Raw genomic sequence first — 12,947 nt, forward strand, 5'->3', positions numbered from 1 at the left:
CGAGGACGGCGAGCCCGCCGAGCCTCCCGGGTCGCCGGGCGGGGCCGGGGTCGGTGGCGGGCGATGCCGCATGCGTGGTGGACATGATTATCGATACTAGTAACAGTCGCCCGGTCCGAGGTCCAGTGGGCGATTGGTGACGCTCCGCACCCGGCGTCCCGCTTGCCGGTTAATCAAAAATGATTACCGTTAACGCTATGGATCTACTGACCCTGCCGCCGCCGTTGCCGGCCGAACGGATCGTCGAGCTCAACCGGCCGAAGGGCGACCTGCACACGACCCGCAGCTACCGCTGGAACGGCTGGGACATCGAGGTGCCACCGGGGGTCTTCCGCCCGGGGCTGACCAGCGCGATGATCTTCGATCGTGTGCTGTCCGGGGAGATCGAGGTGCGCGGGCGCCGCTACCTCGCGATGGGCTGCGGGCTCGGCGTGGAGGTGGCCGCCGCGGCGGCCCGCGGCGCCGCCGATGTCTACGCCGTCGACGTCCACCCGGCCAGCGTGGCGACCGCCGCCGACAACGCCCGCCGGCTCGCCCCGGCCCGTCCGGCGGGGGAGCGCAGTACCCGCGTGCACGCCGTCGTCGCGGACGTCCTGGACGGGTTCCCGCAGGACACCCGGGTCGACGTCGTCACGTTCAACCCGCCCGCGGTCAGCAGGCCTGTCAGCGACGACCCCGACGTCGTCCGCAACGTCTGCGCCGGAGCGCCGCTGCTGGAGCGGTTCTTCGCCCAGCTCGCCGGCCGCGACGTGCTCGCCCCCGGCGCCGAGGTGTACGTGATCGCGTCCAACACCGCGGACCTGCGGGAGATCGTCGCGCACGCGGTGGCCCACGGGTTCACATCCGAGGTGGCACTGCGCCACGACTGGGACGACGGCGTGCTGACCTACCTGTTCCGCTTCACCGCCGGGGCGCGGGCGTGACCGGCACGGTCGACGCCCTGTTCGGCGAGGTCCTCGACGGCCGCCACGGCGAGCCGCCGGAGACGCTGACCGCGACGAGCGTGTTCTGGCTCGGGCACGGCACGCGCCTGGCCGGTGGGCAGGTCACCTACCGCAACCACTACGTGCTCGTCCGGTGCGGGCGCGCGTTCGGCGCGGCCGCGGTCGGGGCCGGGGTGCTGGACCCCGTCGCCTGCCAGGACGCGTCGGGGAGCTCGATCGCCGACCTGCTGGGCGACGCGCCGTACCCGCTGCGGATCGCGGCACTCGACGCCTACCTGGGCCGGCAGCGCCCGTTCCGCGACGACCCGGTCCCGGAGCCGGTGACCCTGCCCGACGGCACGCCGGAGGAGCGGGCGGTGGCCCGCGACGCGGCCGTCGCCGGGCTGCTCGACGTGCCGGCCGGGGCGAAGGTCGCGCTGATCGGGGTGGTGAACCCGCTGGTGGCGGCCATCCGCGAGCGGGGGGCGCAGTGCCTGCCGTGCGACCTGGACCTGCGGACGACGCAGTGGGGCGAGCCCGTCTCGGACTCCGCGGACGAGGTGATCGACGCCGCGGACGCCGTCGTCGCGACCGGTATGACGCTGTCCAACGCCACGTTCGACCCGATCCTCGCCCGATGTCGCGACCGCGGGGTCCCGCTGACCGTGTACGCGCAGACCGGCAGCGCGGTGGCGCGCGCGTTCCTGGGGGACGGGGTGGCGGCACTGTCCGCCGAGCCGTTCCCGTTCTCCCAGTTCAGTGCGGAGCCGACCCGGCTCTACCGGTACCGGGCCGGGTCGTGAGGATCGGGCCGGTGAGGATCGGAAGAGGGCACGCCCGCCACCACCACGGCGAGCTGCTGCAGGGTGCGTTCCGGGACGCGTGCGGCGCGCCCCGGCACGGACTGGTGACGCTGCTGATGCCCGGCGCCGGGACCCGCGCGGTGTTCGTCCCCGACCCGTCCGCGGACGCGGTCACCGTCGTCCCGGCCGGGCGCGTGAAGGCGGAACGGGCGGCGCGGCTCACCGCGGACGCGGTCGGGGCCGGGCCGGGCGGCCGGGTCGAGCTGGCCGGCGCGGTGCCGGTCGGGCTCGGGATGGGGTCCTCGACCGGCGACGTCGTCGCCACGATCCGCGCGGTCGCCGACGCGGCCGGTGTGACGCCGACGGCGCGGGTGGTGGCCCGGCTCGCGGTGGCCGCCGAGGCGGCCTGCGACCCCACGATGTTCGACGACCGCCCGCTGCTGTTCGCCCACCGCGACGGGCACGTGCTGGAGGAGCTCGGTCCGGCGCTGCCGGCGGTGCGGGTGCTCGGCTGCGTCACCGGCGGAGGGCGCCCGGTGGACACCCTCGCCGCGGTCCGCAGCTACGACGACGCCGACGTCGCGGCGTTCGAGCACCTGCGCGACCTGCTCCGCCGCGCGGTGGCGCACCGCGACGCCGCCCTGCTCGGCGCCGTCGCCACGGCCAGTGCCCGGCGGCACCGCCCGGGCCCCGAGCTCGAGCTGCTGATCGGGATCGCGCGCGACAGCGGGGCCGTCGGCGTGCAGGTCGCGCACAGCGGCAACGTCGCCGGGCTCCTGTTCGACCCGGCCCGTGCGCAGTCGCTGCACCGCGCCGCCGCGGCGCTGGACGCGCACGGCCTGCCCGTGACCTCGGTCTTCGGCACGGAACATGAACCTTCGGGAGGACGACAGTGGACGACCACGTCAGCCAGGCCGTCGGCCGGCCCGACCTCGTACGCCTCGACGAGCGCCTGATCTGCCTGCGGTTCGAGACGATGAAGGTGCTCTCCGCCGACGCCGCGGTCGCGCACCTGCTCTCCACCGGCGCCGTCCGGCGCGGCGACACCCTGCTGGACAGCTCCAGCGGCATCTACGCCTACGCGCTCGCCCTGGCCTGTCACCGGCACGGGCTGCGCTGCCACATCGTCGGCTCCACCACCGTCGATGCCGCGGTGCGGACCCAGCTCGCGGTGCTCGGCGCGCACCTGGAGCAGATGCCGCCCAGCGCCGACCTGAAGCTGGACCAGAACCGCCGGGTCGCCCGGATCCGCGCGCTGCTGGCGCAGGACCCGCGGTTGCACTGGATGCGCCAGTACCACGACGAGGTGCACCACCTGGGCTACCGCTCGGTCGCGCGGACGGTCGCGGCCGAGCTCGGGAACCAGGCGCTGACGCTCGTCGGCGGGGTCGGGTCCGGAGCGTCCACCGGCGCGCTGGCCGGCTACCTGCGCCGCGACGCACCCGGTACCCGCCTGGTCGGGGTGCAGCCCTTCGGCAGCGTCACGTTCGGCAGCGAGCACGTGTCCGACCCGGAGATCATCATCGCCGGGATCGGCAGCTCCATCCCGTTCGGCAACGTCGTGCACTCCCGCTACGACGTCGTGCACTGGACCGGGTTCGCGGCCGCGCTCTCGGGCAGCGTGGACCTGCTGCGCCGGCACGCCGTGTTCGCCGGGCTCTCCACCGGGGCGGCCTACCTCGCGGCGCGCTGGGAACGCCGCCGCGACCCGGGGCGCACGGTCGTGGTGATCGCCGCCGACACCGGGCACCGCTACGTCGACACCGTGTTCGCCCGGCACGACGAGGCGCTGCCGATCGAGTCGCTGGCCCCGCACGAGGTCACCGGCACCGACGGGCCGGCGCTGCCCTGGTCGCGGACGGAGTGGGCGGGCGCCCCCGCACCGCCCGCGGCCCGGGTGTCGCCGGAGGACACGGTGGCCCCGGTCACCCGCTGACCAGGGGCGCTCGGCGGTGCGCACCGGGTGAGGCGCCCGGCGGTGGCACCGGCCGGAGGGGGCGGCCTACCGTCGGGGCATGGCCGACCCCGTCACCGCCGACGCACCCGCCCCCGCCGAGGACCGCCCGTTCGGGGTGTCCACCGCCCCGGCGCAGCTGGACGTCGTCGAACCCGACGACGCGGGACGCGCGGTGCTGACCGAGCTGGCCGCCGCGCTCCCGGCCGACCGGCTGCTGACCGACCCGGACACCGTGGCCCCCTACGTGCACGACGACGCGGAGTGGGCCGAGTTCGGCACGCCGCTGATCGTCGTCCGGGCGCGCAGCACCGCCGAGGTCGCCGCCGTGGTCACCGCCTGCGCCCGGCACCGGGTGCCGGTGGTCGCGCGCGGGGCGGGCAGCGGCCTGTCCGGCGGCGCGAACGCCGTCGACGGGTGCGTGCTGCTCTCCCTGGAGCGGATGACCGGGATCCTGGAGATCTCCCGCGCCGAGCGCCTCGCCGTCGTGCAGCCCGGAGTGATCAACGACCACCTGCGCGCGGCGTGTGCGGAGCAGGGCCTCTGGTACCCGCCGGACCCGGCCAGCGCCCCCTGGTCGACGATCGGCGGCAACGTCGCCACCAACGCCGGCGGGCTGTGCTGCGTGAAGTACGGCGTGACCCGCGACTACGTGCTCGCGCTCGAGGTCGTCACCGCGACCGGCGAGGTGCTCCGGGTCGGGCGCCGCACCGCGAAGGGTGTCGCCGGCTACGACCTCGCGGGCCTGCTCGTCGGGTCCGAGGGCACGCTCGGGATCATCACCGAGGTCACGGTGAAGCTGCGCCCGGCCCGCCCCACGCCGCCGCGCACGGTGGTCGGGTTCTTCGACTCGCTCGCCGCCTGCGGGGCCGCGGTCGCCGCCGTCACCGAGGCCGGGCTGCAGCCGGCCGCGTTCGAGCTGGTCGACCGGGTCTGCCTGCAGGCGGTGAACGCCTGGAAGAACGCAGGCCTGCCGGAGGACGCCGCCGCGCTGCTGCTCGCCCAGACCGACCTGCCCGAACCCGCCGCGCAGGTCGAGGCCGACGCGATCCTGGAGGCGTTCCGCGCGCACGGCGCCACCGAGGCGATGGCCTCGACCGACCCGGTCGAGGCCGAGGCCCTGTTCGACGCCCGCCGGATGGCCTACCCGGCGATCGAGCAGGCCGGCGACGCGGTCCTCACCGAGGACGTCTGCCTGCCGCGCGGGCGCCTGGCCGAGATGCTCGGGCGCGTCGAGGAGATCGCCGCCCGGCACGAGACGAGGATCGCCAACATCGCGCACGCCGGCGACGGCAACCTACACCCGCTGATCATCGTCCCGCACGGCGACGAGGAGGCCCGCACCCGCGCGCAGGCCGCGTTCGACGAGATCGTCGCCCTGGCCGTCGACCTCGGCGGCACGGTCACCGGCGAGCACGGCGTCGGCCTGCTCAAGCGCGACGGCATGGCCCGCGAGCTGGGCCCCGGCGTCCTGGCGATGCAGCGCGCGATCAAGCAGGCCCTGGACCCGGACGGCATCCTGAACCCGGGCAAGGCCCTCGCGTAGCCGTACCGCCCACAGAGGGTCGAGCCCGGCGACCGGCGTCACACTCCCCGGCGCCCTCGGGGCGAGGCTGCGGGTGTCGGCCGATGCGATGATCGCAGGAGAGCACACCCGCACCGCGCCACGACCGGCGCCGGTGCGACCCCGCCGACGTGGAGGTGTCGAGAAGTGCAGACCGGCCCGTTGTTCCCGGCCCTGACCGACCCGACCGACGCGCAGGCGTTGCGGTTCTCCGGCAGCACGCACGACGGTGCGCTGACCTACCGGCAGCTCGCGGGGGTCGCGGGGGGTGTCGCGGCGCGGATCGCCGGGCTGTCCCGGGTCGCGGTGTGGGCGACGCCGACGCTGCCGACCGCGGTGGCCGTCGTCGCCGGGCTCCGCGCCGGGGTGCCGGTGGTGCCGGTCAACCCGAAGAACGGGGAGCGGGAGCTGGGGCACGTGCTCTCCGACTCCGCACCCGAGGCGATCCTCGCGGCGCCGGACGTCGCGCTGCCGGCGGCGCTGGACGGGCTGAGAAGGGTGGACGTCGACCCGACCGCCGCGCCGTCCACCACCGGAGCACCGGGGGACGAGCCGGGCGCCGATGCGCCGGCCCTGGTCGTCTACACCTCCGGCACCACCGGCGCGCCGAAGGGCGTCGTGCTCTCGCGCGGCGCCGTGGCGTCCAACCTGGACGCACTCGCCCAGGCATGGGCGTGGACCGGGGACGACGTGCTGGCGCACGCGCTGCCGCTGTTCCACGTGCACGGACTGGTGCTCGGCACGCTCGGCCCGCTGCGCCGCGGCGGGACGCTGCACCACCTCGGTGCGCTGAGCGCGACCGAGCTCTCCGCGGCCGTCGACGGGGGCGCGACGATGGTGTTCGGCGTGCCGACCCAGTACCACCGCCTCGCCGCCGACCTGGAGGCCGACGCGGGTGCCGCGGCCGCCGTGGGGCGCGCCCGGCTGCTGGTGTCCGGCTCGGCCGCGCTGACCGCCGTCGACCACGCCCGCATCTCGGCGCTGACCGGGCACAGCGTCCGCGAGCGCTACGGGCTCACCGAGACCCTGATCCTCACCGCCGCGCGGGCCGACGAGGAGCCCGAGGTGGGCACGGTCGGCCGACCGCTGCCGGGCACCGAGGTCCGCCTGGCCCCGCTCCCGGCCGAGGCGGACGCGCCCGAGGGTGCCGAGGAGGACGGCCTGGGCGGGGTCGAGGTGCGTGGTCCCGGGCTGTTCTCCGGCTACCTCAACCTCCCCGACGCGACCGCCGGGACCACCACCGCCGACGGCTGGTACGCCACCGGCGACATCGGACGGTGGACGGCCTCCGGCGCGCTCGCACTGGTCGGTCGCAAGGCCACCGACCTGATCAAGTCCGGCGGGTACAAGATCGGCGCCGGGGAGATCGAGAACGCGTTGCTCGAACACCCGGCGGTGGCCGAGGTCGCGGTGCTCGGCGAGTCCGACGAGGACCTGGGGGAGCGGGTGGTGGCCTACGTGGTCGCCGACGGTGCGCCTCCGGAGCCGGACGTGCTCGTCGCCCACGTGGTGGGCCTGCTGGCCGCGCACAAGCGCCCGCGGGAGATCCGCTTCCGTGACTCGCTGCCCCGCAACGACATGGGCAAGGTGCAGAAGAAGCTGCTCTGAGACCCTGCTCGGCCGGTGCCTGCTCCGGGTGCGTGTCCGGTTTCCCCCGGATGGCCCCGGTTGGGGAGATGGATCACCGGGAACCCCGAGTCATGAACGACAGCGTGCACACAGGAGACATCGCCGGCCGGGCCCACGAGGCCCGCGCCCCGGACACCACGACCTACCGCGGCCCCGCACACACCGGAGCGCCGCGTCTGTCCGACATCGACGGTGTCGAGACGGTCGAGGTGGCCGAGGACCAGGACGTGATCGAGCAGGAGCGCTACGACACCGCCGACCTGCGTCTGGCCGCGGCGGGGATCACGCTGGTCGTGCACCGCGCGCCGGACTCGGCGCACTGGCAGCTGACCCTGCCCGACGGCGGTCCGGAGGAGCAGCTGCGGGTGCCGCTGGCCGCCCCGGACGTCGAGGGCGTGGACCCGGACGTGGTGCCGGAGCAGATCGACGTCCTCCTGCGCGGTGTCCGCGGCGACGAGCCGATCTCGCCGGTCGGGCGGATCCGCATCGTGCGCACCACCTCCCGGCTGCGCGACCTGTCCGGCCAGGAGATCGCGACGCTGGCCCGCGACGAGGTCCAGGCGTCCACGCTGGGCACCTCCACCAGTGTCGAGAACTGGTCCGAGGCCGAGGTGACCCGGGGCAACGGCACCGGGTCCGCGCTGCTCGAACAGCTCGACGCCCGGCTGCGCGAGACCGGCTTCACCCGCGCCCCGCACGGCGCCGACGAGGCCCTGGCGCGGATGCTGTCCGAGCTCGCGCCGGCCACGCCGAAGCGCTGGAGCGGCAAGAAGGGCTCCGCGGGCGCGCTGCTGCTCGACTACATCGGGGCCCAGGTCGACCGCCTCGCCGCCCAGGAGCTGAAACTGCGGGAGGACGAGCCGGACGCCGTGCACCAGATGCGCGTCGCGTCGCGGCGGATCCGTAGCGCCCTGCGCACCTACACCGGCCTGCTCGAGGGCAGGCGGGTCGAGCACGTGGTCGCCGAGCTGAAGTGGCTCGGGCGCTCGCTCGCCGGCGACCGCGACGTCGAGGTGATCAAATCCCGGATCGAGTCGGCGCTCGACGACCTCCCGCCGGAGCTGGTCCTCGGGCCGGTCCGTGCACAGGTCACGCGCCACTTCGCCCGCCAGCAGGCGGAGGCCCGCGCGGCCGTGATGGGCACCGTCGACGGCCCGCGCTACGCGGCGCTGCAGGGGGCACTGGCACGTCTGCTGATCGACCCGCCGCTCTCCTCGCTCGCCCGCAAGCCGGCCGGGAAGGTGATGCCGGCGATGGTCGCGGGTACCGCGAGGAAGCTGGGCAAGCGGATGGACGCGGCACTGCGCGACGTCGAGGGGTCCGGGGACGGCTCGGGAGCCGAGCGTGACGAGGCGTTGCACGGCGCCCGCCGCACGGGCAAGCAGCTGCGCTACGCCACCGAGGTCGTCCGCCCGGTCGTCGGCAAGGACGCCAAGAGGTTCTCCCGGGGCCTGGAGGAGCTGCAGGACGAGCTCGGGGCGCACCAGGACGCCGTCGTCGCCCGCGAGACCCTGCGCGAGCTCGGTGCGCAGGCCGGCGCGGAGAACCAGAACGGGTTCACCTTCGGCCTGCTCTACGGCCGCGACGTGGCGACGGCGCACGAGATCGAGACGACCGTGCCGGAGGTCTGGGAGCGGGTCTGGGACAAGAAGCAGCGCCGCTGGATGTCGTAGTGGCAGCATCTGCGCCGTGAGCGATGCCCGAGACCCGGTCGAGGATCTGCGGCGGATCGCGTTCCTGCTCGAACGCGGCCACGAGTCGACGTACCGGGTGCGGGCGTTCCGCACCGCGGCGGCCGCCCTGCGCGGCAAGGACACCGACGAGCTCACCCGGTTGCGCGATGCGGGTGAGCTCGTCGGTCTGCGCGGGGTCGGCGAGGTCACCGCGCGGTGCGTCGCCGAGTCCCTCGACGGCGAGGAGCCGGTCTACCTGCGCCGCCTCGAGGCCACCGACGGCACCCCGCTCGACGCCGCCGCGCAGGAGCTACGGGCCTCGCTGCTCGGGGACCTGCACTCGCACACCGACGCCTCCGACGGCGGCTCGCCGCTGCAGGAGATGGTCGAGACCGCGATCACGCTCGGGCACTCCTACCTCGTCGTCACCGACCACTCGCCGCGCCTGACCGTCGCCAACGGCCTGTCCGCGGACCGCCTGCGCGCCCAGATCGAGCAGGTCGGGGACCTCAACGCCCGCCTCGGTGAGCACGGGTCGACGTTCCGGGTGCTGACCGGGATCGAGGTCGACATCCTCGACGACGGCGCGCTGGACCAGGACCCGGACCTGCTCGACCAACTCGACGTCGTGGTGGCCAGCGTGCACTCGAAGCTGCGGATGGCCGGGCCCGAGATGACCGAGCGGATGCTCACCGCCGTCGCGAACCCGCGCGTCGACGTGCTCGGGCACTGCACCGGGCGGATGGTCACCGGTAGGCGCAAGCGCCCCGAGTCCGACTTCGACGCGCCCCGGGTGTTCGACGCGTGCGCCGAGCACAGCGTCGCGGTCGAGATCAACTCCCGTCCGGAGCGGCTGGACCCGCCCAAGCGGCTGCTGCGCCTGGCCGTCGAGGCCGGCTGCGACTTCTCGATCGACACCGACGCGCACGCGCCCGGGCAGCTGGACTGGCTCGGCAACGGCTGCGAGCGCGCCGTCGCGTGCGGGGTGCCGGCCGCACGCGTGCGCAACACCTGGGACGCGCAGGCGCTGCTGTCGCACCGCGGATGAGGTCGGGTCGCACCCGCGGACGGGCCCGACCTGCCATGCTTCGCGCCGTGGAGGACGGTGACGACGGTGCCGACGCCCTGGACGAGGTCGTCGACGCGGGCCTGCAGCTGTGGGCGGACGCCGGCTGGGCGGCGGTGACCCTGCCCGCGGCGTGCGCCGCGGCGGGCGTCGGGGTCGAGGAGATGACCGACGAGTTCACCGGCCCGCTGGACCTGCTCTGCGAGGTGTTCGACCGCAGCACCGACGAGCGGGCGTCGGCGGTACTCACCGCGATGGACGCGGCCCCGCACGAACAGCGGCTGCGGGAGGGCATGCGGGCCTACGTCGCCTGCATCGACCGCGACCCCCGGCACGCCGCGGTGCTGGTCGAGGCCGTCGGCTGCCCGGAGCTGCGGTCGCGCCGGCGCAGCTCGTTCCGCGGGTTCGCCGCGGTGATGGCCGCGCAGGTGGTCGGTACCGCGGCCGAACCGCGCCGTCTGCAGATCGCCGCGCACTTCTGCCTCGGCGGCCTGACCGAGATCACCCTGGCGTGGCTCGACGCCGAGACCGACGTCGACCGGGAGCTGGTGCTCGAGCACGGCGCCCGGATGTTCGAGGTCGTGATGACCACCCCCTGAGCGGGGGAGGCTGCGTAGCTGGCTCGTTCCGCAAGCTCCTCTCGGTGCCGCTGGCTCGTTCCGCAAGCTCCTCTCGCTCACTTCATCTCGAAGTCCTCGAAGTCGAACCCCGGCGACACCACGCAGGTGATCAGCGCCGGTTCGTCGCCGCGGCACGTCGCGGCCTGCCAGATCCCCGCCGGGACCTCGATCTGGGGGCTCGGCGCGTCCTGCTCCGGCTCCGGCTCCTGCTCCGGGCCCGGGGCCGTGGGTGGGCCCAGCAGCCGCGTCCGCGTCCCGTCCGGGGTCTCGCCGTCGCCGCCGAACGCGAGCTCGACCGGTGACCCGGAGTGCCAGCACCACAGCTCCGCGGAGCGGACCCGGTGCCACCGGGAGACCCCGTCGAGGAGGTAGAGGATCGCGGTGGCGGTCGGTCGCGGACCGTGCGCGGTGGGCACCGTGACCGGGGAGGTCCAGGTCCGGCGGTACCAGCCGCCCTCCGGGTGGGCGGCCAGGTCGAGGACGGTGACGAGCTCCGGGACGGCCATCCGGGAAGTCTCCCTCATCGTCACCGGTGGTGACCGCGTGTGAGATCACACATGCGAACGGCGCACGAACGGGGGCACTCCGAACGGGTGGAAGAGCTAGCGTTGATCACGATCTGCGGTGAAATGAGTGCAGTCCTGAGAAACGAGTGACGGGAGAGACGAACGGTGCGAACGCACGCGATGTCCCGATCCCTGGCCGTTCTCGCCGCCGCGACGGTCGCAGCCTCGACGGCGGTCGGTACGGCGGCCACGGCCGACGCCGCGCCTGCGCCCGCGCCGGTCCGGTCCGCGCCCGCAGCGCCCGCAGCGCCGGCCGCCGGGAACTGCCCGACCACCGCCGCGCAGAAGCTCGGGTGGGGCGAGCCCACCCGGCGCTCCGACTTCGACGGCACGCAGGTGCCGCCGGACTGGCACCCCTACGGCCCCGAGCCGGGCCACGACAAGAAGGGCACCCGCACCCCGGAGGCGGTCACCGTCGCCGACGGCGCGATGTCGATCAACGCGACGGAGGACGGCACCACCGGCGCGGTCAGCTGGCACCCCGGCCAGCAGTACGGCCGCTGGGAGTCCTGCGTGCGCTCGGACAAGGGCCAGGGCGGCCTGAACGCGCTGCTGCTGCTCTGGCCGGTGGCCGAGGACTTCCCGGTCGGCGGCGAGATCGACTGGATGGAGATCAGCGACGACTCCCGCCAGGAGACCGGGTTCTTCCTGCACTACGGGGAGAACAACGACCAGGAGTCCGCGACCGTGCGCAACGACGCCACGAAGTGGTCGGCCTACGCGCTGGAGTGGACCCCGGAGAAGATCACGGTCTTCGTCAACGGCGAGGAGTGGTACTCCACGACGGAGAAGGACCATCTCCCGCCCGGACCGATGAACATGACCATGCAGATGGACTACTTCCCGGAGGCCGGGGGACCGTCGGCGATGCACATGGACTGGGCGAGCCAGTGGGCCCTGCCGGAGAGCAAGCCGGCCGAGCTGACCCTGGCCCCCGGCGCGCCGGCCACCGGCCAGCCCGACGACTACCCGGACCGCACGCCCCGTGCCCAGGGCGGCACCGCCCCGCCGCAGCAGAGCGGGGGCGACGACGCGGGCTCGGGCGACGACGCGGGCTCGGGTGACGACGCGGGCTCGGGCGACGACGCGGGCTCGGGTGACGACGCGGGCTCGGGCGACGACGCGGGCTCGGGCGAGGAGAGCGGCAGCGAGCAGGCGGCGACCGCACCGCGGGTGCGGACGCTGCACCCCACGACCACCGGCTGAGGCCGGCTGCCCCACGGATTCGTGGGCGGCGAGGGACGCAAAGAACTGGGGCCGTCCCTCGCCGCCCACGTCCTCGCCGCCCACGTCCTCGCACGCAGTACCTAGCGCAGGCCGAGGTCGGCGAGTGTGGGCGGGTCCGCGCCGTGGCGCGAGCAGGTGATCGCCGCGGCCGCGCCCGCCTCGTCGAGGACCGCGTCCAGGGTGGCGGCGTCGATCCGGTACAGGTCGTCGCGCGCGGCGGCGCCGAGCAGGCCGCGGCGGTGCAGCCCGGCCAGCATCGCCGCGGAGAAGCTGTCCCCGGCGCCGACGGTGTCCACGACGTCGATCTTCTGCCCGGGGCGGGTCGTGTGCAGCCCGCTCGCGGAGCCGGCGACCACGCCCTCGCCGCCGAGGGTGACCACGACGACCGCGGGCCCCAGCTCCAGCCACGCCGTGATCACGTCGGCCGGCTCGTGGCCGGGCATCAGCCAGCGCAGGTCCTCGTCGCTGACCTTGACCACGTCGGCCAGGCCGAGCAGCTCGTGCACCCCGCCGAGGACGTCGGCCGGGTCGCCCATCAGCAGCGGACGGCAGTTCGGGTCGTAGCTGATCGTCGCGGTGTCCACGGCCCGCGCCATCAGGCCCCGCAGCTCGTCCGCCCCGGGCGGGGTGGTCAGCGCGAGCGAGCCGGAGTGCAGCGCCACCACCGGCGTCGTGCCGTCCGGGTCGAGGGCGCCGGAGAGCTCGGCGGCGGTCCACTGCCAGTCCGCGGTCCCGGAGATCCGGAAGTCGTAGCTGGCCACGCCGTCCTCGGCGATCTCCACCAGCGCCAGCGACGACTGCTCCTGCGCTCGGATCACGTGCGCGAGGTCGACGCCGTTGCCGTCGAGGTGGGCGCGCAGCTTGCGGCCCAGCAGGTCGTCGGCGATCCGGGCGAGCATCCGGGCCGGGACCCCGAGGCGGG

General features: G+C 74.9%; 12 protein-coding genes. 10 read left to right on the top strand and 2 right to left on the bottom strand.

The window, feature by feature from the left end; genetic code table 11:
- Window positions 1-197 precede the first annotated feature (197 nt).
- The 9 genes from I4I78_RS21575 to I4I78_RS21615 all read left to right on the top strand — a co-directional run bounded on the left by I4I78_RS21575 (window position 198) and on the right by I4I78_RS21615 (window position 10,211).
- Window positions 198-923, top strand: a complete 726-nt coding sequence (locus tag I4I78_RS21575) for a methyltransferase domain-containing protein (RefSeq protein WP_226380177.1) — start codon at window positions 198-200, stop codon at window positions 921-923.
- A complete protein-coding gene (locus I4I78_RS21580) occupies window positions 920-1,726 on the top strand; it encodes a Rossmann-like domain-containing protein (RefSeq protein WP_218613275.1) in 807 nt (268 codons plus the stop codon). The genes I4I78_RS21575 and I4I78_RS21580 overlap by 4 nt, the downstream gene beginning before the upstream one ends.
- Before the next feature lie 11 nt (window positions 1,727-1,737).
- Entirely contained in the window at window positions 1,738-2,682 is a 945-nt protein-coding gene (locus tag I4I78_RS21585) for a GHMP kinase (protein WP_308252279.1), read from the top strand.
- Window positions 2,619-3,662, top strand: a complete 1,044-nt coding sequence (locus tag I4I78_RS21590; RefSeq protein WP_308252280.1) for a pyridoxal-phosphate dependent enzyme — start codon at window positions 2,619-2,621, stop codon at window positions 3,660-3,662. The genes I4I78_RS21585 and I4I78_RS21590 overlap by 64 nt, the downstream gene beginning before the upstream one ends.
- A gap of 79 nt (window positions 3,663-3,741) precedes the next feature.
- Window positions 3,742-5,226, top strand: coding sequence for an FAD-binding oxidoreductase (locus tag I4I78_RS21595; RefSeq protein ID WP_218613277.1), 1,485 nt, complete (start codon window positions 3,742-3,744; stop codon window positions 5,224-5,226).
- 165 nt (window positions 5,227-5,391) lie between these two features.
- Window positions 5,392-6,852, top strand: a complete 1,461-nt coding sequence (locus I4I78_RS21600; protein WP_374225891.1) for an AMP-binding protein — start codon at window positions 5,392-5,394, stop codon at window positions 6,850-6,852.
- A 92-nt stretch (window positions 6,853-6,944) separates the two neighbouring features.
- Complete coding sequence (locus I4I78_RS21605; protein ID WP_218613278.1) at window positions 6,945-8,546, top strand: CHAD domain-containing protein; 1,602 nt, start codon at window positions 6,945-6,947, stop codon at window positions 8,544-8,546.
- A gap of 16 nt (window positions 8,547-8,562) precedes the next feature.
- On the top strand, window positions 8,563-9,594 hold the full coding sequence (locus I4I78_RS21610; protein ID WP_218613279.1) for a PHP domain-containing protein: 1,032 nt from the start codon (window positions 8,563-8,565) through the stop codon (window positions 9,592-9,594).
- A 47-nt stretch (window positions 9,595-9,641) separates the two neighbouring features.
- Window positions 9,642-10,211, top strand: coding sequence for a TetR/AcrR family transcriptional regulator (locus I4I78_RS21615; protein ID WP_218613280.1), 570 nt, complete (start codon window positions 9,642-9,644; stop codon window positions 10,209-10,211).
- A gap of 77 nt (window positions 10,212-10,288) precedes the next feature.
- Here I4I78_RS21615 and I4I78_RS21620 read toward each other — a convergent pair whose 3' ends face one another.
- Entirely contained in the window at window positions 10,289-10,756 is a 468-nt protein-coding gene (locus I4I78_RS21620) for a cupin domain-containing protein (protein ID WP_226380178.1), read from the bottom strand.
- Window positions 10,757-10,918: 162 nt separating this feature from the next.
- On the opposite strand from I4I78_RS21620, the gene I4I78_RS21625 reads away from it, so the two are divergent.
- Window positions 10,919-12,004: a glycoside hydrolase family 16 protein gene (locus tag I4I78_RS21625; protein ID WP_218613281.1), complete on the top strand. Its 1,086-nt coding sequence runs from the start codon at window positions 10,919-10,921 to the stop codon at window positions 12,002-12,004.
- Between the two features lie 101 nt (window positions 12,005-12,105).
- On the opposite strand, the gene I4I78_RS21630 is transcribed toward I4I78_RS21625, so the two are convergent.
- Window positions 12,106-12,947, bottom strand: an 842-nt coding sequence (locus I4I78_RS21630; protein ID WP_218613282.1) for a carbohydrate kinase, incomplete at its 5' end; no start/stop codon positions are given.

The organism is Pseudonocardia sp. KRD291 (assembly GCF_019263595.1).
In the GTDB taxonomy this organism is placed as follows: Bacteria; Actinomycetota; Actinomycetes; order Mycobacteriales; family Pseudonocardiaceae; genus Pseudonocardia.